The 20216-nt window shown below is 75.3% G+C and carries 20 protein-coding genes; 9 read left to right on the forward strand and 11 right to left on the reverse strand.

What is annotated here, in order from left to right; all coding sequences use genetic code 11:
- Positions 1-3: 3 nt before the first annotated feature.
- A complete protein-coding gene (locus tag CHB98_RS14570; RefSeq protein ID WP_089306504.1) occupies positions 4-783 on the reverse strand; it encodes an isoprenyl transferase in 780 nt (259 codons plus the stop codon).
- A 136-nt stretch (positions 784-919) separates the two neighbouring features.
- Between CHB98_RS14570 and trhA the strand changes: the two genes are divergently transcribed.
- On the forward strand, positions 920-1744 hold the full coding sequence (gene trhA / locus CHB98_RS14575) for a PAQR family membrane homeostasis protein TrhA (protein WP_089306327.1): 825 nt from the start codon (positions 920-922) through the stop codon (positions 1742-1744).
- A 90-nt stretch (positions 1745-1834) separates the two neighbouring features.
- Here trhA and CHB98_RS14580 read toward each other — a convergent pair whose 3' ends face one another.
- A complete protein-coding gene (locus CHB98_RS14580; protein ID WP_089306328.1) occupies positions 1835-3088 on the reverse strand; it encodes a geranylgeranyl reductase family protein in 1254 nt (417 codons plus the stop codon).
- A gap of 167 nt (positions 3089-3255) precedes the next feature.
- Complete coding sequence (locus CHB98_RS14585) at positions 3256-3882, reverse strand: hypothetical protein (RefSeq protein ID WP_089306329.1); 627 nt, start codon at positions 3880-3882, stop codon at positions 3256-3258.
- Positions 3883-4142: 260 nt separating this feature from the next.
- Between CHB98_RS14585 and CHB98_RS14590 the strand changes: the two genes are divergently transcribed.
- The gene (locus CHB98_RS14590) at positions 4143-4703 is read left to right on the forward strand and encodes an AMIN-like domain-containing (lipo)protein (RefSeq protein ID WP_089306330.1); all 561 of its coding nucleotides are present in this window, start codon (positions 4143-4145) and stop codon (positions 4701-4703) included.
- Between the two features lie 24 nt (positions 4704-4727).
- Here the strand turns inward: CHB98_RS14590 and CHB98_RS14595 are convergent, their stop codons facing one another.
- Both CHB98_RS14595 and mca read right to left on the reverse strand, forming a co-directional pair.
- Entirely contained in the window at positions 4728-5057 is a 330-nt protein-coding gene (locus tag CHB98_RS14595) for a hypothetical protein (protein WP_089306331.1), read from the reverse strand.
- A complete protein-coding gene (gene mca / locus CHB98_RS14600) occupies positions 5054-5941 on the reverse strand; it encodes a mycothiol conjugate amidase Mca (RefSeq protein ID WP_089306332.1) in 888 nt (295 codons plus the stop codon). Before mca ends, CHB98_RS14595 begins: the two co-directional genes overlap by 4 nt.
- A 208-nt stretch (positions 5942-6149) precedes the next feature.
- Between mca and greA the strand changes: the two genes are divergently transcribed.
- Positions 6150-6653: a transcription elongation factor GreA gene (gene greA, locus CHB98_RS14605; protein WP_089306333.1), complete on the forward strand. Its 504-nt coding sequence runs from the start codon at positions 6150-6152 to the stop codon at positions 6651-6653.
- Between the two features lie 4 nt (positions 6654-6657).
- Entirely contained in the window at positions 6658-6987 is a 330-nt protein-coding gene (locus tag CHB98_RS14610) for an RNHCP domain-containing protein (protein ID WP_089306334.1), read from the forward strand.
- Positions 6988-7096: 109 nt separating this feature from the next.
- Here CHB98_RS14610 and CHB98_RS14615 read toward each other — a convergent pair whose 3' ends face one another.
- The 4 genes from CHB98_RS14615 to ilvA all read right to left on the reverse strand — a co-directional run bounded on the left by CHB98_RS14615 (position 7097) and on the right by ilvA (position 11293).
- Positions 7097-9166, reverse strand: coding sequence for a M3 family metallopeptidase (locus CHB98_RS14615; RefSeq protein WP_089306335.1), 2070 nt, complete (start codon positions 9164-9166; stop codon positions 7097-7099).
- Between the two features lie 96 nt (positions 9167-9262).
- Complete coding sequence (locus tag CHB98_RS22915; protein WP_342744036.1) at positions 9263-9604, reverse strand: hypothetical protein; 342 nt, start codon at positions 9602-9604, stop codon at positions 9263-9265.
- Positions 9601-9987 carry an ATP-binding cassette domain-containing protein gene (locus tag CHB98_RS14620; RefSeq protein ID WP_342744037.1) on the reverse strand — a complete coding sequence of 129 codons (387 nt, stop codon included), beginning with the start codon at positions 9985-9987 and terminating at the stop codon, positions 9601-9603. Before CHB98_RS14620 ends, CHB98_RS22915 begins: the two co-directional genes overlap by 4 nt.
- 67 nt (positions 9988-10054) lie before the next feature.
- Complete coding sequence (gene ilvA / locus CHB98_RS14625) at positions 10055-11293, reverse strand: threonine ammonia-lyase (protein WP_218822373.1); 1239 nt, start codon at positions 11291-11293, stop codon at positions 10055-10057.
- A gap of 82 nt (positions 11294-11375) precedes the next feature.
- Between ilvA and CHB98_RS14630 the strand changes: the two genes are divergently transcribed.
- Genes CHB98_RS14630 through CHB98_RS14640 form a run of 3 tightly spaced genes read left to right on the forward strand, consistent with a single transcriptional unit; the run spans position 11376 to position 15314 of the window.
- Entirely contained in the window at positions 11376-12830 is a 1455-nt protein-coding gene (locus CHB98_RS14630) for a sigma 54-interacting transcriptional regulator (protein ID WP_245821170.1), read from the forward strand.
- A 1-nt stretch (position 12831) separates the two neighbouring features.
- Entirely contained in the window at positions 12832-14844 is a 2013-nt protein-coding gene (locus CHB98_RS14635; protein ID WP_089306337.1) for a vWA domain-containing protein, read from the forward strand.
- Positions 14841-15314, forward strand: a complete 474-nt coding sequence (locus CHB98_RS14640) for a GNAT family N-acetyltransferase (protein WP_245821171.1) — start codon at positions 14841-14843, stop codon at positions 15312-15314. Before CHB98_RS14635 ends, CHB98_RS14640 begins: the two co-directional genes overlap by 4 nt.
- Positions 15315-15348: 34 nt before the next feature.
- On the opposite strand, the gene CHB98_RS14645 is transcribed toward CHB98_RS14640, so the two are convergent.
- Positions 15349-16698, reverse strand: coding sequence for a DUF2252 domain-containing protein (locus CHB98_RS14645; protein WP_179224521.1), 1350 nt, complete (start codon positions 16696-16698; stop codon positions 15349-15351).
- A 73-nt stretch (positions 16699-16771) separates the two neighbouring features.
- On the opposite strand from CHB98_RS14645, the gene CHB98_RS22765 reads away from it, so the two are divergent.
- Together CHB98_RS22765 and CHB98_RS14655 are read left to right on the forward strand one after the other, a co-directional pair.
- Positions 16772-17806, forward strand: a complete 1035-nt coding sequence (locus CHB98_RS22765; RefSeq protein WP_089306338.1) for an SGNH/GDSL hydrolase family protein — start codon at positions 16772-16774, stop codon at positions 17804-17806.
- Between the two features lie 90 nt (positions 17807-17896).
- The gene (locus tag CHB98_RS14655; protein ID WP_089306339.1) at positions 17897-19117 is read left to right on the forward strand and encodes an acetyl-CoA C-acetyltransferase; all 1221 of its coding nucleotides are present in this window, start codon (positions 17897-17899) and stop codon (positions 19115-19117) included.
- Between the two features lie 167 nt (positions 19118-19284).
- Here CHB98_RS14655 and CHB98_RS14660 read toward each other — a convergent pair whose 3' ends face one another.
- A complete protein-coding gene (locus CHB98_RS14660) occupies positions 19285-20124 on the reverse strand; it encodes a Bax inhibitor-1/YccA family protein (RefSeq protein ID WP_089306340.1) in 840 nt (279 codons plus the stop codon).
- Between the last annotated feature and the right edge of the window lie 92 nt (positions 20125-20216).

Raw genomic sequence — 20216 nt, forward strand, 5'->3', positions numbered from 1 at the left:
TTCTCAGCCCCCGAAGCGACGGTGGCGGGCGGCGTAGGCACGCAGCGCCCGGAGGAAGTCGACCCGGCGGAACTCGGGCCAGTAGACGTCGGTGAAGTGGAACTCCGAGTGGGCGGTCTGCCACAGGAGGAAACCGGAGAGCCGCTGCTCGCCGCTGGTGCGGATGACCAGGTCCGGGTCGGGCTGCCCGCGGGTGTAGAGGTGCTCGGAGATGTGCTCGATCTCCAGCACGGCGGCCAGCTCGTCGAGCGTCGTCCCGCGCTCGGCGTGCTCGGCCAGCAGCGACCGGACGGCGTCCGCGATCTCCCGCCGCCCGCCGTAGCCGACGGCCAGGTTGACCTGCGCCCCCGGCCGGCCCCGGGTGGTCTCCGCGGCCTCCTTGAGGACGGCGACCGTCTCCGCCGGCAGCAGCTCCAGGGCGCCCATCGGGCGCAGCTGCCAGCGCCGGCCCGGGGCGGCGAGGTCCTCGGCGACGCCCTCGATGATGCGCAGCAGCGGCACCAGCTCCGGCTCCGGGCGGGACAGGTTGTCGGTGGAGAGCAGGAACAGGGTGACCACCTCGACGCCGGCCTCGTCGCACCAGCCGAGGAAGTCCGCGATCTTGTCCGCACCGTGCCGGTGGCCGGCGTTGGGGTCCTCCAGGCCGATGGCGCGGGCCCACCGGCGGTTGCCGTCGACGATCACCCCGACGTGCCGGGGGATGTCCGCGCCGTCCAGCGCGCGGGCGAGCCGGCGCTCGTACACCTGGGTGAGGACGCCACGCAACCAGTGCCGCACCCCCACGGGGGTCACCCTAGAAGGACCCCCCGCGCCCCGCCCCTCGCGGGCCCGCAGCCCGGCGCGGCGGGGCCCGCCGCGCCGCCGGAGTCACACCCGGCTCCCGTCGCTGCCGCTCCTGCTCCTGCGTAGCCTCGCGGTCATGACCGTCCCCCCGGCAGAGGGCCACGGCCAGGGCGACGCCGTCCGCGTCGAGGCCGACGGTGCCCAGATCGAGGCGCCGTCCGGGCCCGCGGTGGCCGCCGTCCTCGAGGAGGGCGAGCAGGTCGAGCGGACCTGGACCGCCGCGGACTTCAACGACCGCGACTGGGACCACCCCGACACCCGGCCGCGGATGCGCGGCTGGCTGCACCTGTTCTCCTTCTTCGGCGCGATCGTCGCCGGTGCCGTGCTCGTCCCGCTCGGGTCGGTGCTCGGCGCGCGCGCCGGCTGGTCGGTCGCCGTCTACTGCGTGACGATCTGCGGCCTGTTCGGCGTCAGCGCGCTGTACCACCGGCGCCGCTGGTCACCGCGCGCCTGGAAGACCATGAAGCGACTCGACCACTCGATGATCTTCCTGTTCATCGCCGGCACGTACACGCCGTTCACCCTGCTGGCCGTCGAGGAGCCCACCGGGTACTGGGTGCTGCTCGGCGTCTGGGCCGGCGCGCTGGCCGGCGTCACGCTCAAGCTCACCTGGCCCACCGCGCCCCGCTGGGTGGGCGTCCCGCTCTACATCGGGCTCGGCTGGGTCGCGGTGTTCCTGCTCACCGACATCCTGTCCATCGCCGGCGTGACCGCGCTGGTGCTGCTGGCCGTGGGCGGCCTGCTGTACACCCTCGGCGGCGTGGCGTACGCGCTGAAGTGGCCCAACCCGTGGCCGGGCACCTTCGGTTACCACGAGGTGTTCCACGCGATGACCGTCGTGGCCGCCGTCTGCCACTACATCGCGGTGTACTTCGCGATGTACTCGAGCCCCTTCGTGTGAGCCCCCAGGCACAGGAGGCACTGCACACGTCCGGAGCCGTCGGGCGAATGCACTGCCTCCTGTGCACCCGGTGTCGAGGGTGCCCAGCGGTCAGCCGAAGGGCGCGCGGTCGTCGAACCTCGTCGACAGGCGGCCGGCGGTGCGCCAGGCGCGGGCGACGAGGTCGCGGTCCTCGTCGGTGACCAGGTTGCCCATCACCCGGAGCGCGACGGTCATCAGCGGGCGCGAGCGCATGCCGACCGGGCCGGCGGCGGGCAGGAAGCGCGGCACGGTGAGCAGCCCGGCCAGCCGGCGGGCGATGGAGAACGCCTCGCCGTAGTGCCGGCGCAGGGTCGCGGGCCAGGCCGACGTCCAGTCGTCGTCGGCCAGGAGCCCCACGACCTCCCGGCCGGTCTCCAGCCCGTAGTCGATGCCCTCGCCGTTGAGCGGGTTGACGCAGCCGGCCGCGTCGCCGACCAGCGCCCAGTTGCGGCCGGCCACGCCGGACACCGCCCCGCCCATCGGCAGCAGCGCCGACGCCGGGGCCTCCACCGGCCCGTGCAGCCGCCAGTCCTCCCGGCGCGCGTCGGCGTAGAGCTCGATCAGCGCCTTGAGCTGCACCCCGGCCGGACGGCGGGCGGTGGCCAGGGTCCCGACGCCGACGTTGACCTGCCCGGACGCCGCGCCCAGCGGGAACACCCAGCCGTAGCCGGACAGCAGCTCGCCCTCGGCGCCGCGCAGCTCCAGGTGCGAGGAGATCCACTCGTCGTCCGCCCGCCCGGAGCGCACGTAGCCGCGGGCGGCGACGCCGTAGGCGGTGTCCCGGTGCCACTCGCGGCCGAGCACCCGGCCCAGCGGGGAGCGCACGCCGTCGGCCACGACCAGCCGCCGGCAGCCGACGGTGACGGTCTCCTCGCCGGCCAGCTCGAACACCACGCCGGTCACCCGGTCGCCGTCCCGCTCGACGTCGACCGCGCGGGCCCCCTCCACCGGGGCGGCGCCTGCGCCGAGCGCCACGTCGCGGATCCGGGCGTCCAGCTCGGTGCGCGGCACCGCGCTGCCGTGGTCGGGGAACGCGCCGCCCGGCCAGGGCAGCTCCCACGTGCGCCCGAAGCCCGCGGCGCGCAGACCGCGGTTGCGGGCCCGCGAGCGGGCCCACCCGCCCAGGCCGAGGAGGTCCAGCTCGGCGATCGCCCGCGGGGTCAGCCCGTCGCCGCAGGCCTTGTCCCGGGGGAAGACCGCGGCGTCGGCGAGGACGACGTCGTGCCCCGCCCGGGCCGCCCACGCGGCGGCGGCTGCACCCGCCGGGCCGGCGCCCACCACGAGGACGTCGGTGGCGGCGGGGACGGCGGCGCTGGCTGGCACGACTCCAGTGTCCCCGTCCTCAGCCGAACGGCGGGAACCGCCCGGCGGCCGGCCCCAGAGCGACGCTGGCGCGGACGCGCATGGGCCAGGCGACGTCCTCGTCCTGCGCCGCGGCCGGCTGCCAGGCCCGCCGGTGGGCGTCGGCACCCGGCCGACCTGGCAGAGGCTCAGTCGACCTGGGGGCCGCGCGTCCGGACCTCCTCGACCGACGCCATCGCCGCGCGCAGCTCCCCGAGCCAGTCCTCGGTGTGCTGGGCGACCAGCCGGACGGCCCAGGCCAGCGCCTCGGACCGGGACCGGGCGACGCCGGCGTCCACGAGGGTGTCCAGGACCAGCCGCTCGCCCTGGCGCAGCCGGGTCATCACCGGCACGGAGAGGTTGGTGAACACCTCCCGGACGTCGCCGCAGGCCGCGCCCCACGCGACCGAGCGGCCGTAGCGGGCCTGCGCGGCGTCGGCGACGGCCATGCGCTGCTCGCGGGTCTCCTCGCGGAACCGCGCGATCCGGCCGGCCCGCGCGGCCGCCGGGTCCCCCTCGCCGACCTCGGGCTCGGCCAGGGTGCCGACGACGGTGATCTCGTCGCGGTCGACGACCAGCTCGGCCGGGCCGGTGAACCAGCCGTCGGGCAGCCGCCCGGCGAACCAGCCGGCGACCTCGGCGCGGTCGACCGGCGGCGGCGCGTCGGCGCCCCGGCCGCGGCCGCCCGGACCGCGACCGCGGCCCCCCGGGCCGCGCCACCCGCCGCGCATGCCGCCGAACGGGGTGTCAGAGGAACGATGGTGGTGTGCGTGCACGACGACCTCCTGGGTAGGTGATTACACGCTTACACAGTAAGTCGCGGCAGCGCCGTCTGACAGGGGCGGCGTTGCGCCGGCAGCGGACGGCGGCCGCCTGGCGAGGGCTGCCTCGACGGGGCCGCTGACCTGGCGTGCGGTGAGCAACTCCTGCCACGGCGTGCGGTTCAGGTTCGTCAGGTGCACACGTCGACACCCCTGGCTACGCCAGGCGTGTCGGGCAGATCCTGCCGTCGTCACCGCACCCTGGGAGGTCTGCCGTGAACCGCACCCGCGTCCTCGTCGTCTCCGTCCTCGCCGCGCTGGGGGTGGTCGTGCCCGCTCCGGCGGGTGCGGCACCCGCCTGCGCCACCGCCTGGGGGTCGCTCCCCGAGGTCGTCGGGCAGGCCGGACCCGGGGACGACCGGGTCTACGACGTCCGGGCGGGGCAGCACGCCTGCTTCGACCGGGTGGTGGTCGACGTCGCCGAGGTGTCCGGCCTGGACTCCTGGTCGGTCCGCTACGTGCCGGTGGCCCGTGAGGACGGCAGCGGGGCGGCCGTGCCGCTGCGCGGCGGTGCCGTGCTGCAGGTGACCCTGGGCGCGGTCGCCCACGACGCCGAGGGCCGGGCCACCTACGCGCCGGCGGACCGGCGGGAGGTCGTCGACGTGCGCGGGTGGTCCACGCTGCGCCAGGTGGCCTGGCTCGGCTCCTTCGAGGGCCGGTCGGACATCGGGATCGGCACCCGCGCGCGGCTGCCGTTCCGGGTCTGGGTGCTCGAGGGCCGCTCCGGCTCCGGCCACGACGTCCGCCTGGTCATCGACGTGGCGCACCGCTGGTGACCGGCACCGGCGGGGGCCGGCCGGTCAGCCGCGCGCGGCGTCCGGCCGGCCGTCGTCGGGACGGGGCCCCTCGATGGCGCGGGGGGCCCGCCGGAGGGTGTCCAGCAGGTCCTGCCCGGGCCGGGGTGGGCCGTCGATCAGCTCGGCGGGCGTGTCGGGCACGACGACCACCGGCCCGTCGTCGGGGTCGTCGAAGCTGCGCGGCACCCGCTTGAGGTGCGTGGTCATCGACCGCACCAGCAGCAGGATGGCGATGAAGATCAGCACGGTCAGCAGCGCGCCGATGGGGCCGGCCTTGCCGACGTCCTCGGGGAGCTGCTGCTGTTCCGCGGCGAGCAGCACCAGACCGGTCATCGCACCCCCACCTCGCTCCGGACGCCGGTGAACAGGTCGTCCTCCGGGACGGCCGAGTCGACGACCGACCGGGCCAGCTCGTAGTCCTCGGTCGGCCAGACCCGCTGCTGGACCTCCAGCGGGCAGGCGAACCACCGGCCGGTCGGGTCGATCTGGGTGGCGTGCGCGATCAGCGCGGCGTCCCGGACGGCGAAGTACTCCGCGCAGGGCACCTTCGTGGTGACCCGGTGGGACATGTCCCGCTCCGGGTCCCAGCTCTCCAGCCACTCGGTGTAGGGCGACTCCGCGCCGGAGGCGAGGATCGCCCCGTGCAGCGCCTGCAACCGGGGCAGCGAGAAGCTCATGTGGTAGTAGAGCTTCAGCGGCTGCCACGGCTGCCCCAGCCCGGGGTAGCGGTCGGGGTCGCCGGCGGCGTCGAAGGCGTGCACCGACACCTCGTGGGTCTTGATGTGGTCCGGGTGCGGGTAGCCGCCGCGCTCGTCGTAGGTCGTGATCACGTGCGGCCGGAACCGGCGGATCAGCTCGACCAGCGGCGCAGCCGCCTCCTCGGTCGGGACCAGCGCGAAGCAGCCCTCGGGCAGCGGCGGCAGCGGGTCGCCCTCGGGCAGCCCGGAGTCGACGAAGCCGAGGAACTCCTGCTCGACGCCGAGGATCTCCCGGGCCCGGGCCATCTCGTCACGGCGGATCTCCGGCAGCCGCTCCCAGACCTCGGGCCGGTCCAGCGCCGGGTTGAGCACCGAGCCGCGCTCCCCGCCGGTGCAGGTCGCCACCAGGACGCGGACACCCTCGGCGACGTACTTGGCCATGGTCGCGGCGCCCTTGCTCGACTCGTCGTCGGGGTGGGCGTGCACGGCGAGCAGGCGCAGCGGGTCCGCTTCGGTCACCGGCCCATCATCCACCGGCGGTGCGGGGTGCCGCTGCACCCGCCGGCCACGGGTCCGTGGCGCTCGTCACGTGACCCCGGCCGGGGCGCACGCCGCCCCGGCCGGGTGAGGACGGGGCCCCTGACCGGCCGGCGGTGTTACGTTAGGCCTTCTGAACGCGGCCGTCCCCCACCCGGGGGGCGGCCACCGACTTTTCAGGAGCACTGCCGTGTCCACCCCGACCGACGAGCAGCAGCAGGGCGTCTGGCTGACCCAGGAGGCCCACGACCGGCTGAGGGCCGAGCTCGACCAGCTGGTGGCCGGCCGCCCGGCCATGGCCGCGGAGATCAACGCCCGCCGCGAGGAGGGCGACCTCCGCGAGAACGGCGGCTACCACGCCGCCAAGGACGAGCAGGGCAAGCAGGAGGCGCGCATCCGCCAGCTGGAGGACCTGCTGCGCAAGGCCCGGGTCGGCAACGCGCCCACCACGGCGACGCACGCCGCCACCGGCACCGTGATCACCATCCGCTTCCAGGGCGAGGAGGAGACCGAGAAGTTCCTCCTCGGCTCCCGGGAGATCGCCGGGACGACGGGGCTGCAGGTGTACTCGCCGGAGTCGGCGCTGGGCTCGGCCATCCTCGGTGCCGCGCCGGGCTCCACGGTCACCTACCAGGCGCCGAACGGCCGCGACATCACCGTCGACGTCGTCGCCGTCGAGCCGTTCGTCCCCTGAGCCGGTGATCCGCGCCGCGCGCTCCCGGCGGGCGGAGAACACCGGGTTCGCCTGCGTGCACTGCGGGTCGGCGGTGCCGGCGAACACCGACGGGCACTACCGCAACCACTGCCCGGTGTGTCTGTGGTCGCTGCACGTCGACGACCTGCCCGGCGACCGCGCCAGCGACTGCCGCGCGCCGATGCAGCCGGTCGGGCTGGTGGAGAAGTCCGGCAAGGGCTGGCAGGTGGTGCACCGCTGCACGGCGTGCGGCCACCGCCAGCCCAACCGGCTGGTCCGCGACGGCGACGCCCCCGACGACCTCGACGTCGTGCTGGGCCTGCCCTGGCTCTGACATCGTCGGCGTACCGGCCGACACCGCGGCCACGTGCCGTCCCCCTGTCACACCGAGCCCACCCGCGGCTCACCGTCCGGAGGCCTCCGGCCGCCACCCGGTGACCGCATCAGCTGACTCTGATCAACCCGCGGCGCTTGAGCAGGGGCGTCGGGTCGGCGTCGCGGCCGCGGACGGCGCGGAAGGCGGCCAGCGGGTCCACCGAGCCGCCGACGGCGAGCAGCCGCTCCCGGAAGACGTCGCCGTTCTCCCGCCGCAGGCCCCCGTTCTCCCGGAACCACTCCACGGTGTCGGCGTCGAGCACCTCCGACCAGATGTAGGAGTAGTAGCCGGCCGCGTAGCCCCCGGCGAAGACGTGCTGGAAGTACGTCGTCCGGTAGCGCGGCGGCACCAGGTCGTGGGCGACGCCGGCGGCCTCGAGCGCGGCCCGCTCGAACTCCTGCGGGTCCCCGACCTCGGTCTCCGGCGTGATCCGGTGCCAGGCCTGGTCGAGCAGGGTGGCCGCCAGGTACTCCAGCGTGGCGAACCCCTCGCCCCACAGCTGCGCGCCCTCGATCGCCTCGACCACGGACGCCGGCAGCGGCTCGCCGGTGTCGACGTGCCGCGCGTAGCCGGACAGCACCTCCGGCCACAGCGCCCACATCTCGTTGACCTGGCTGGGGAACTCCACGAAGTCCCGCGGCACGCTGGTGCCGGCGAACCGCGGGTAGGTGACCGCGGAGCTCAGCCCGTGCAGGGTGTGGCCGAACTCGTGGAACAGCGTGTTGACCTCGTCGAGGGTCAGCAGCGTCGGCTGCCCGTCGGCGCCGCGGGTGACGTTGAGGTTGTTGACCACCACCGGCCGGGTGTCCAGCAGCCGCGACTGGGTGACGAACGAGCTCATCCACGCCCCGCCGCGCTTGCCCTCCCGGGCGTAGAAGTCGCCGAGGTAGAGGCCGACCGTCGCGCCGGCGGCGTCGGTGACCTCCCAGACGCGGACGTCGGGGTGGTAGCCGGCCAGGTCCGGGCGCGCCGCGAACCGGTAGCCGTAGAGCCGCTCGGCGGCGGCGAAGACGCCGTCGACGAGGACCCGGTCCAGCTCGAACCACGGCCGCAGCGCCGCGGTGTCGACGGAGTACCGCTCGGCACGCACCCGCTCGCTGTAGAAGGCCCAGTCCCAGGGGGCGAGCTCGTCGACGCCGTCCCGCGCGGCGACCTCGCCGAGCGCCACGGCCTCGGCCTGCGCGTTGGCCACCGACGGCCCCACCATCCGGGCCAGCATCGCGTCGACGGCCTGCGTGCTGCCGGCGGTCTGGTCGGCGAGCACCAGGTCGGCGTGGGTGGCGAAGCCCAGCAGCCGAGCGCGCTCGGCGCGGACCCGGGCGATGCGCACCGCGACCGGGCCGTTGTCGTGCGCGCCGCCGGACGCCCGGCCCACCGAGGCCTCGAACACCCGCCGGCGCAGCTGCCGGTCGCGCAGCTTGGCCAGCACCGGCTGCCCGGTGGGCAGCAGCAGCGGGAGCAGGAGACCGTCCACGCCGCGGTCGGCAGCGGCGCGGGCCGCCGCGGCGACCTCCGCCCCGCCGAGGCCGTCGAGCGCGGCGGCGTCGTCGACCACCACGGCCGCGGCCTCGGTGGCCAGCTGCAGGTTCTGCCCGAACGTCGTCGACAGCTCCGACAGCTCCCGGTTCAGCGCGGTGAGCCGGGCGCGCCCGTCGGCGTCCAGCCGCGCACCGGAGAGCACGAAGTCCAGGTGGTAGCGCTCCACCAGCCGGACGGCCTCGGCGTCCAGGCCGAGATCGTGCCGCCGGGCGTGGACGGCGTCGATGCGGGCGAACAGCTCCGGGTCCAGGCGCAGCGCGTCCGCGTGCGCCGACTCCAGCGGCGCGAGCTCGCGCTCGATCTCCCGGAGCCGGTCGGTGGCCACCGACGAGGCCAGGTTGTGGAACACCGCGCCGGCGCGGCGGTACAGCCGGCCGGAGAGCTCCAGCGCCACGACGGTGTTCTCGAACGTGGGCAGCTCGGGTGCGGCGACGATCGCCGCGACCTCGGCCCGCTGCTCGGCCATCCCGGCCAGCACGGCCTCGCGGCAGTGCTCGAGGGTCAGGTCGGCGAACGGCGGTAGCTGCAGCGGCAGCGGGGACGGCGCGGACAGCGGGTTGTCGGCGGACAGGGCGGCGGAGGCGGGGACGGCGCTCATCGCCGCCCATCCTGCGCCCGCTCGCAAGCGTGCACCCTGGTGGCCCGGGACTCGTCCGGTTCCGGGCCACCCGCGTTCAGGCGTCCGACCCCGCGGTCACCGCGTCGAGGTCCGCTGGTGGAGGCGCACCGACAGCGGCACGAACGTGTGGGCCACGAAGCCGAGCGGGAGGATCACGATGAAGCCGGCGTCGTCGACCACCTCCGGCGTCCGGACGAGCAGCCCGACCACCGCCATCGGCCAGGACACCGCGCAGGCGAACACCGGGAGCACCAGGAACCCGCCGACCGCCTCGCCGAACGACAGCTCCCGCCGCTGGCCGCCCACCTGGTCCTCGAGCTCGTCGGCGGTGCCGCGGGCGGTCACCCGACCCCGGTCGAGGACGACCATCCGGTCGGCCTCCTCCAGGTACTGGGTGGTGAGCAGGATCGTCGTCACATGCCCAGCCGGCTGCGCGGGTCCAGGCCGGTCGTCGGCTCGTCGAGGAAGAGGACGCGCGGCCGGGCGACCAGCGACGCGGCGATGTCCGGCCGCCGGCGCATGCCGCCGGAGTAGGTCTGGGCCGGCCGGTCGGCCGCCCCGGTGAGGTCGGAGCGCTCCAGCAGCTCACCGGCCCGCGTCCGGGCCTCGCGCCGGCCCAGCCGGTGGAGGCGGCCCACCATCTCCAGGTCCTCGAACCCGGCGAGGTACTCGTCGACCGCGGCGTACTGGCCGGTCAGCCCGAGGACGGAGCCCTCGGCCACGGTCAGGTCCACCCCGTCGAGGGCCGTGGTCGCACCGAGGCGCTCCGCCAGGCCCTCGACGGCTGTCGCGTCGTCCATGCGCGGCGGACCACGTGCGGCGGCCGACACCTCCCGCCCACCCGCCGCAAGCGGGGAGGGTCCTCCGTCAGCCGGCGCTGACCGCGTAGCCGGCGCGGTCCAGCCGGGCGAGCAGCTCCTCGGCGTGCTGCGGCCCGCGGGTCTCCAGGACGACGAAGACCTCCACCTCGCCCAGGCCCAGGCGGGTCCCGGTGCGCTCGTGCTCGACCTCCAGCACGTTGGCCCCCGCCGCGGCCAGCTCGGCCAGCACCGCGGCCAGCGACCCGGGCCGGTCGGGCACCCGCAGCCGCAGCGACAGGTAGCGCCCGGCGGCGGCCATGCCGTGCTGGACCACCTTGAGCAGCAGCACCGGGTCGATGTTGCCGCCGGACACCACCGCCACCACGGGCGGCGCGAAGGCGGCGGGGTCGGCGAGCACGGCGGCGACCGCCGCCACCCCGGCCGGCTCGACCACCAGCTTGGCCCGCTCCAGGCAGAACAGCAGCGCCCGGGAGAGGTCCTCCTCGCTCACCGTGCGCACCTCGTCGACCAGGTCGCGGACGTGGCTGAGGGTCAGCTCCCCCGGCGCCCCGACGGCGATCCCGTCGGCCATCGTCGTCATCCCCGACAGCGGCACGGGCCGCCCGGCGGCCAGCGACCCGGGGAAGGCCGCGGCCGCGGCGGCCTGCACGGCGACCACCCGGGCGTGCGGACGGCGGGCCTTGACCGCCGCCGCGACTCCGGACACCAGCCCGCCGCCGCCGGTGCACACGACCACGGTGGCCAGGTCGGGGCACTGGTCGACGACCTCCAGCCCGACCGTCCCCTGCCCGGCGATGACGTCCGGGTGCTCGAACGGGTGGATGAACACCGCGCCGGTGCGCTGCGCGTGCTCGGCGGCCGAGGCGAGTGCGTCGGTGAGCGAGTCGCCGCCGAGCAGGGCCTCCGCGCCGTAGCCGCGGGTGGCGGCCACCTTGGGCAGCGGCGCGTTCTCCGGCATGAACACCGTCGCCCGGATGCCCAACAGCTGCGCGGCCAGGGCGACCCCCTGCGCGTGGTTGCCGGCGCTGGCCGCGACCACGCCCCGCGCCCGCTCGTCGGCCGACAGCCGCGCCAGCCGGGTGTAGGCGCCGCGGATCTTGAACGAGCCGGTGCGCTGCAGGTTCTCGCACTTGAGCCACACCGGGCCGCCGACCCGGTCGGCCAGCGCGCGGGAGTGCTCCAGCGGCGTGCGGCGGACGACGCCGTCCAGCAGCGCCGCCGCGGCCTCGACGTCGCGACCGCCCACCAGCCCGACGCCGTCGCGCTGCACCTCGCCAGCCACCATGCGCCGATCCTCCCAGCACCCGGCCCGGGTGGCAGCGACGGACGGGTGCCCGCGCGGCCGGTGGCGTCGTACCGTGGCGGGGGTGACGGACCCCGGCGTTCCCGCCTCCGCTCCCCCCGCACCCACGACACTGGGCGCGCTCCGCGACAGCGGGGCCACTCCCCGGCCGGTCAAGGCCGAGATCCGCGCCAACCTGCTCGCCCGCCTGGCCGCCGGCGAGCCCACCCTCCCCGGCATCGTCGGCTTCGAGGACACCGTCGTCCCGGAGGTCGAGCGGGCCCTCATCGCCGGGCACGACCTGGTCCTGCTCGGCGAGCGCGGCCAGGGCAAGACCCGGCTGATCCGCACCCTGGTCGGCCTGCTCGACGAGTGGACCCCGGTCCTGGTCGGCAGCGAGCTCAACGAGCACCCGCTGGCCCCGATCAGCGTGTGGGCGCACCGGCAGATCGCCGAGCACGGCGACGCCACCCCGGTCGGCTGGCTGCACCGCAGCGAGCGCTTCGGCGAGAAGCTGGCCACCCCGGACACCAGCGTCGGCGACCTGATCGGTGACGTCGACCCGATCAAGGTCGCCGAGGGCCGCACCCTCGGCGACCCGGAGACGGTGCACTACGGCCTGGTGCCGCGCACCAACCGCGGCATCTTCAGCGTCAACGAGCTGCCCGACCTCGCCGAGCGCATCCAGGTGGCGCTGCTCAACGTGCTCGAGGAGCGGGACATCCAGATCCGCGGCTACCGGGTACGGCTGCCCCTGGACCTGCTGCTGGTCGCCAGCGCCAACCCCGAGGACTACACCAACCGCGGCCGGATCATCACCCCGCTCAAGGACCGCTTCGGCGCCGAGGTGCGCACCCACTACCCGATCGAGCTCGTCGACGAGGTGCGCCTGCTCAACCAGGAGGCCGACACGAGCTGGCTCGGTGACGGGATGGTGGAGCAGCCGCTGGTCCCCGAGCACCTGGTGGAGATCGTCGCCCGGTTCACCCGGCTGGTCCGCGACTCCAGCCAGGTCGACCAGCGCTCCGGCGTCAGCGCCCGGTTCGCCATCGCCGGGCTGGAGACGGTGGCCGCCTCCGCCGTCCGCCGGGCCGCCGTGGCCGGGGAGACCCGCCCGGTCGCCCGCGTCGTCGACCTGCCCGGCATCGTCCCGGCCAGCCGCGGCAAGGTGGAGTTCGCCGACTCCGGCTCCGACCCGGACGACGAGCGCGAGACCGAGGTGCTGGAGCACCTGCTCCGCCAGGCGACCGCGCAGACCTTCCGCGCCCGCTGCGCCGGGCTGGACCTGACCGGCCTGCAGGAGCACTTCACCGGCGGGGAGACCGTCGAGTCCGGCGAGCTGGTGCCCGCCGCCGCGCTGCTCGGCCAGCTGGGCACCATCCCGAAGCTGGCCGAGCTGCTGGGCCGCCTGGGCGTGCCCGAGGGCGAGCAGTCGGCCGAGCAGGCCGCCGCCGCGGTGGAGTTCGCCCTCGAGGGGCTCTACCTCACCCGCCGGCTGGCCAAGGACACCGACGGCCCGCGCACCGTGTACGGGGCCTGACGTGGTGAGGCGGCCGGGCAGGGGCCACCGGTACGGGCGCTGGCGGGGCGGGCCGGACCCGCTCGCCCCGCCCTACGACCTGGGCAGCGCCGTCGACGAGATCGGCGACTCGGTGCTGGGCGGCAGCGGCGTGCGCGAGGCGCTGCGCGAGCTGCTGCGCCGCGGCATGGACGGCCGCCGCGGCCTGGACGAGCTGCGCCGCTCGGTGCGCGAGCGGCTGCGCCAGGCGCGCAACGCCGGGCGGATGGACGGCACGCTGGAGGAGGTCCGCGAGCTGCTCGACCGGGCCGTGGAGGCCGAGCGGCGGGCGCTGTTCCCCGACCCGGATGACATGGCCCGGCTCAAGGAGGCCGAGCTCGACGCGCTGCCCGAGGACACCGCGGGCGCCGTCCGGGCCCTGAAGGAGTACGACTGGCGGTCGCCCGAGGCCCGCCAGGCCTACGAGCAGATCCAGGACCTGCTGCGCCGGGAGGTGCTCGACAGCTCCTTCGCCTCGATGAAGCAGGCACTGCAGAACGCCGGTGCCGGCGACATGCAGGCCGTCAAGGACATGGTCGCCGACCTGTCCGCGCTCGTGGACGCGCACAACCGCGGCGAGGACACCGACGAGCGGTTCCGCGACTTCATGGACGAGCACGGGCAGTTCTTCCCGGACGACCCGCAGTCGGTCGAGGAGCTGATCGACTCCCTCGCCCGCCGGGCCGCCGCGCAGGAGCGGATGATGGCCGGCCTGTCGCCCGACCAGCGGGCCGAGCTGGCCGACCTGATGGCCCAGACCATGCAGGACATGGGGCTGGCCAGCGAGATGGCGCACCTGCAGGACGCCCTGCGCCAGGCCCGCCCGGACCTGCCCTGGGGCCAGCGCGGGCAGGTGCCCGACGGCGAGCAGTCCCTCGGGCTGGGCGACGCCACGAGCGCGGTCGCGGAGCTGGCCGACCTGGAGGCGCTGTCCAACCAGCTCTCCCAGGGCTACGCCGGCGCCTCGCTGGCCGACGTCGACGAGGAGCTGCTGGAGCGGGCGCTGGGCCGGCCGGCGGTCGACGACCTGGCCGCGCTGCGCCAGATGGAGCGCGAGCTGGAGCGGCAGGGCTACCTCAACCGCTCCGACGGCCGGCTGGAGCTCTCCCCCAAGGCGGTCCGCCGGCTGGGGGCGACCGCGCTGCGCCGGGTGTTCGCCCAGCTGGACGCCACCGGCCGCGGCGAGCACGACGTCGCCGACGCCGGCGCGGCCGGAGAGCTCACCGGCAGCTCGCGGGAATGGCGGTTCGGCGACGAGCAGCCGCTGGACGTCGTCCGGACGGTGAAGAACGCCGTCCTGCGCACCGCGCACGAGCCGAGTCGTCGGGCCCACCCCACCACCCCGGGCACGACCGCCGCCCGCCGGGTGCGCATCGCCGTCGAGGACTTCGAGGTCGTGGAGACCGAGCGGCGCACCGGCGCCGCCGTCGCGCTGCTGGTCGACCTGTCCTACTCGATGGCGCTGCGCGGCACGTGGGGCGCGGCCAAGTCGACGGCGATGGCGCTGCACTCCCTGGTCACCACCCGCTTCCCGCAGGACGCCATCCAGATCATCGGCTTCTCCTCCACCGCCCAGGTGCTGCGCCCGGAGACCCTCGCGGAGCTCTCCGTGGACACGCTGCAGGGCACCAACCTGCAGCACGGGCTGATCCTGGCCCGCCGGTTCCTCGCCCGACACCACGACGCCGAGCCGGTGGTGCTGGTGGTCACCGACGGCGAGCCGACCGCCCACCTGGAGGACGACGGGACGCCGTTCTTCTGCTGGCCGCCGATGCCGGAGACCATCGCCCGCACCGTCGCCGAGGTGGAGCGCGTGGCGCGGACCGGCGCGACGGTGAACGTCTTCGCCCTCGACCCGGAGCCCGGGCTGGTGCACTTCGTCCACGACCTCACCCAGCGGGCCGGCGGGCGGGTGTTCACCCCGGACAGCGAGCGGCTCGGCGAGTACGTGGTGGCCGACTACCTGCGCACCCGCCGGGGTCGCCGGGCCCGGTGAGCGTGCAGGTCACCGTCGAGGAGGTCGGCGTCGAGGTCGTGCTGCCGCTGCGCAGCGCGGTGCTGCGGGGCGGCGGCCCGGCCGGCATGCCCGGGGACGACGACCCGGCCACCGTGCACCTCGCCGCCCGGGAGCCCGACGGCCGGGTGGTCGGGGTGGCCCGTCTGTCCCCCGCCGCCTGCCCGTGGCGCGACGCCCGCTCCCCGTGGCAGCTGCGCGGGATGGCGACCGAGCCGGCGGTGCGCGGCGCCGGCACCGGCCGGGTGCTGCTCGAGGCGTGCCTGGCGACGGTCGCCGGGCGCGGCGGGGACCTGCTGTGGTGCGACGCCCGGACCACCGCCGCGGGCTTCTACGAGCGGTTCGGCCTCACCGTGGTCGCGGGCCCCTACGACAAGCCCGGCATCGGCCCGCACGTCGGCATGCTCACCGCCGTCCCCCTGGAGGCACAGGAGGCCTCACCCACGCCCTGACGCCTCGGGACGTGGGGAGAGCCTCCTGTGCCTGTCACCGCACCGGGTGGGAGCCGCTCGAGCTGATCCCGGGGATGGCCCCGGCCCGGAAGGCGTCCACGAACAGCCGGAAGTCGGCCTGGGTGCGGTGGGCGTAGGAGTGCGCGAAGTCGACGAGGTCGGCGACGAACTCCTCCTGGCGGTCGCCGACCATCTCCACGACCGCCTCCTCGGTCTGGAAGGGCACCAGCGTGTGGTCGCTGTCGGCGTCCCCGACGCAGTGCACCTTCGCCGTCGCCCGGCCCAGCTGGGCCATCACCGGCGCGATGTCCTCGGGCTCGGTCAGGTCGTCCCAGCGCAGGTCCACCTCGTAGGGCGAGAGCTCCTGGACGACGAACCCGACGCCGTCGACCTCGGTGTGGCCCAGGAACTGCGAGGCGTTGGCCTGCAGCGCCCGCTGGGACACCGCCGTCCGGTGCCCCTCGTGCTCGAAGGACGCCCGGATCGCCGGGTCGCGGACCACCCGGCTGGGGGCGGCCACGTTGCCCTGCTTGAGCGAGAGGACGACGTCGTTCTCCAGCGCCTGGTCGTAGCCCTCGATCAGCACGGTGTAGGCGGGCAGCCCGGCGCTGCCGATGCCGAAGCCGCCGGTGGCCACCACGTCCTTCACGTCGTAGGCGACGTCGCGGCGGCGGCGCGGGGGGTGCACGGTCTCCCGCCAGCGGTCGAGGGCGGCCAGCACCCGCTCGCGCTCCGCGCCGTCCAGCCGGCGGGTGCGCGGGCCGTCGGCGAAGCGCCGCTGGTAGCCCTCGACGACGGTCAGCCGGTCCAGCAGCCCCGACCGGCTGCGGGCGCTGGTGCGCAGCACCGCGTCGTGCACCGCGCCCTCGGTGTTCTCCCGGACGAGGGCGAAGGAGCGGTCGTCGTCCACGCGGGTGAACGCGCGGACCTGGTCGAGGTAGGCGGTGAGGTAGCCGCGCAGCAGGTCGCTGATGACCTCGTCGCCGAACGCCTTGCGCCAGGACAGCAGCGCGAAGCTGGCGCAGAACCGGCGCAGGTCCCAGCTGACGTGCCCGACGTAGGCCTCGTCGAAGTCGTTGACGTCGAACACGATCCGCCCGGCGCCGTCCATGTAGGTGCCGAAGTTCTCGGCGTGCAGGTCGCCCTGGATCCACACCCGGCCGGTCCGCTCGTCGGACCACCGGTCCTCCAGCTGCGCCATGTCCGCGTAGAACAGGCAGGCCGTGCCCCGGTAGAAGGCGAAGGGGTCGGCGGCCATCTTGCGGAACTTCGTCCGGAAGGCGTCCGCGTCGGCGGTCATCAGCTCGGAGAAGGCGTCGACCAACACGTCGACGATCTGCTGGGTGCGGTCACCGTCCGTGACCCCTGGGGGGGATGCAGCCACGGGGCGACCGTAAACGCCGGTTAGCCTGCGAGGACAGGTCCACCACACGACCGACGGACGGGACGGGGCGGCGGTGACTCGAGCGACCACGGCGTGGCGGCTGGCGACGGGGGCCGCCTACGGCGGCGGCGGGCTCGGCCTGGCCGGCGCCGGCGTGCTGGCCGTGCTCCGGCAGCAGGCGCGCTCCGCGCGGCGGCACGTGGAGTCGCGCACCGTCCGGATCCCCCCGCCGGGGGGCGCCGGGGTGTACGGCCGGTCCGGGCAGCGCGGCCGCGCGCGGCCGATCGTGTTCGCCGTCCTCGGGGACTCCACGGCGGCCGGGCTCGGCGTGGAGCGGGCCGCCCAGACCCCGGGTGTGCTGCTGGCCGCCGCGCTGGCCGAGCTGGCCGAGCGCCCGGTGCGGCTGGTGCCGCTGGCCGTCTCCGGCGCCCGGTCCAGCCAGCTGCAGGGGCAGGTCGAGGCGGCCCTGGCCGAGCGGCCCGCCGTCGCGCTGGTCATGATCGGCGCGAACGACGTGGTCAGCCGCACCTCGCCGGCCGTCTCGGTGCGCGACCTGCGCGACGCCGTCGCCCGGCTCACCGACGCCGGCACGCAGGTCGTCGTGGGCACCTGCCCGGACCTGGGCACCGTGCGCCCGATCGGGCGGCCGCTGCGCTGGCTGGCCCGCCGCTGGAGCCGGCAGCTGGCCGCCGCGCAGACCATCGCCGTCGTCGAGGCCGGCGGGCGCACCGTGTCCCTGGGGTCGGTGCTCGGCCCGTCGTTCGCCGAGGACACCGACCTGTTCAGCGCCGACGAGTTCCACCCCAGCGCGGCCGGGTACGCCGCCGCGGCCGCCGTCCTGCTGCCGTCGATCGCCGACGCCCTCGGCGTCTGGCCGGCCGCCGCCGACCGGGGGCTGCGCAACCTGCGCCGCGACACCGTCCGCCCGGTCGCCCGGGCCGCGGCCCGCGCCGCCGGCCGGACCGGCACCGAGGTCCAGGCGACCGAGGTGCGCGGCCGGGACACCGGGCCGCGCGGCCCGTGGGCCCGGCTGCGCCGCCGCCGCCCGCCGGACCTCCCGACGGCCGACCAGGCCGAGCGCGCGGCGGCGGGCACGCCGCTCGGGTGAGGGCGGGGCCGGGACCTACCGGGGAGTAGGTTGCCTGGTGCCCCGACGTCCGCCGATCCGTCGTCGGATCCCCCTCATCGTGGAGGACCCATGCCCGAAGCCGTCATCGTCGCGACCGCGCGTTCTCCCATCGGTCGCGCGTTCAAGGGCTCGCTCAAGGAGCTGCGGCCCGACGACCTGACCGCCACCATCGTCCGCGCCGCCCTGGACCAGGTGCCCGCCCTGGACCCGACCGACATCGACGACCTGATGCTCGGCTGCGGCCTGCCCGGCGGGGAGCAGGGCTTCAACATGGCCCGCGTCGTCGCCGTCCTGCTCGGCATGGACCACCTGCCCGGGACGACGATCACCCGCTACTGCTCCTCCTCGCTGCAGACCACCCGCATGGCGATGCACGCGATCCGGGCCGGCGAGGGCGACGTGTTCGTCTCCGCCGGCGTGGAGATGGTCTCCCGCTTCGTCAAGGGCAACAGCGACTCGCTGCCGGAGACGAAGAACCCGGTCTTCGACGACGCCGAGGCCCGGGTGGCCAAGGTCGCCGAGAGCGGCGCGGACTCCTGGGCCGACCCGCGGGCGCACGGCGACGTGCCCGACGTGTACATCGCCATGGGCCAGACGGCGGAGAACCTGGCGCTGCTCAAGGACGTCTCCCGGCAGGAGATGGACGAGTTCGCCGTCCGCAGCCAGAACCTGGCCGAGAAGGCGATCGCCGAGGGCTTCTGGGAGCGGGAGATCACCCCGGTCACCACCCCCGACGGCACCGTGGTCACCAAGGACGACACCCCGCGGGCCGGCACCACGCTGGAGGGCGTCTCCGGTCTCCAGCCGGTCTTCCGCCCCGACGGGCGGGTGACCGCGGGCAACGCCTGCCCGCTCAACGACGGCGCCGCCGCGGTGGTCGTCATGAGCGACACCAAGGCCCGCGACCTGGGCCTGACCCCGCTGGCCCGCATCGTGTCCACCGCGGTCACCGGGCTGTCGCCGGAGATCATGGGCTACGGCCCGGTGGACGCCTCCCGGCTCGCCCTCACGCGGGCCGGCATGGCCATCGGCGACATGGACCTGGTGGAGATCAACGAGGCGTTCGCCGCGCAGGTCATCCCCAGCTACCGCGACCTGGGCATCGACATCGACCGGCTCAACGTGCACGGCGGGGCGATCGCCGTCGGCCACCCGTTCGGCATGACCGGCGCCCGCATCACCGGCACGCTGCTCAACGGCCTGCGCACCACCGACGGCACGTTCGGCCTGGAGACCATGTGCGTCGGCGGCGGCATGGGCATGGCGATGGTGCTGGAGCGGCTCTCCTGAGCCCGTCCCGAGACGATCATGCGCTCCGGGAGACGCCACGCCGGCGATCCCCGGTGCGCCGCTTCCGCGAGGTCGTGATCGCCGGGACATGAGGTGCCGACAGGCCAGTGGCCCGGCCCCCTCGCGGGGACCGGGCCACTGGTGTGTGGTGCCGTGGCGCTGCGCGCTCACTCGTCCTGGAAGTAGGACAGCAGCCGCAGGATCTCCAGGTACAGCCAGACGACCGTGACCAGCAGGCCGAAGGCGATGTACCAGGCGAACTTCGCCGGGGCGCCGCGGCGGATCGCCTCGTCGGCCATGTCGAAGTCGAGCAGCAGCGAGAACGCCGCCACACCGATCACGACCAGGCTGAAGATGATCGCCAGCGGGCCGCCGTCACGCAGGCCCAGGCCGCCGGGGGTGAAGAAGCTCGCCACCAGGTTGACCAGGACCAGCGCCAGGACCCCGAACATCGCGCCGACGATCCAGCGGGTCAGCTTGGGGGTGACCCGGATGGCGCCGGTCTTGTAGATGACCAGCATGCCGGCGAAGACGCCGAACGTGCCGACCAGGGCCTGGGCGACGATGCCGGGATAGACGGCGTTGAACGCCTCGCTGATCGCACCGAGCGCGACGCCGTACAGGGCGCCGTAGCTCAGCGTGGCCACCGGGTTGGCGATCTGCTTGAACGCGATGACCAGGCCGAGCACCAGGGCGACGAGCACCGCGGGCAGGACCAGGCCCATCGCCAGCGTCTGCGGGAGCACCGCCCAGGTGACGGCGGCCGAGAGGACGGTGACCAGGAAGGACAGGCCCGTCTTCTGGACGACGTCGTCCATCGTCATGTAGCGGGTGGTGGCCGGCGCGTACGGCGACTGCGCGTACGGCGACGGCGCGGCGGCGTACGGGTCCTGGGTCCCGTAGCCGTACTGGGGGGCGCCGTACTGCGGCGCGCCGCCCCAGCCGGGCTGCTGGCCGGAGCCCGCGTTGGGGATACCCCGGCCGAATACCGGGTTGGAGCTGGGCATCGTCATCTCCTCGAGGTGACCGGCTGTCGTGGGGCTAACGGTCCTGCACCCCACTCGTCTGAGTCAACGCCGCAGGTGGCCTGCGCGTTCCT

It is taken from the genome of Geodermatophilus pulveris (assembly GCF_900188375.1).
Lineage (GTDB): Bacteria > Actinomycetota > Actinomycetes > Mycobacteriales > Geodermatophilaceae > Geodermatophilus > Geodermatophilus pulveris.

Coding starts and splice junctions, on each gene's coding strand:
- ilvA (WP_218822373.1), bottom strand. CDS start 11,293: ATGGTGGCTGGCGAGGTGCAGCGCGACGGCGTCGGGCTGGTGGGCGGT.
- CHB98_RS14620 (WP_342744037.1), bottom strand. CDS start 9,987: ATGGACGACGCGACAGCCGTCGAGGGCCTGGCGGAGCGCCTCGGTGCG.
- trhA (WP_089306327.1), top strand. CDS start 920: ATGACCGTCCCCCCGGCAGAGGGCCACGGCCAGGGCGACGCCGTCCGC.
- CHB98_RS14660 (WP_089306340.1), bottom strand. CDS start 20,124: ATGCCCAGCTCCAACCCGGTATTCGGCCGGGGTATCCCCAACGCGGGC.
- CHB98_RS14655 (WP_089306339.1), top strand. CDS start 17,897: ATGCCCGAAGCCGTCATCGTCGCGACCGCGCGTTCTCCCATCGGTCGC.
- CHB98_RS14615 (WP_089306335.1), bottom strand. CDS start 9,166: ATGAGCGCCGTCCCCGCCTCCGCCGCCCTGTCCGCCGACAACCCGCTG.
- CHB98_RS14595 (WP_089306331.1), bottom strand. CDS start 5,057: ATGACCGGTCTGGTGCTGCTCGCCGCGGAACAGCAGCAGCTCCCCGAG.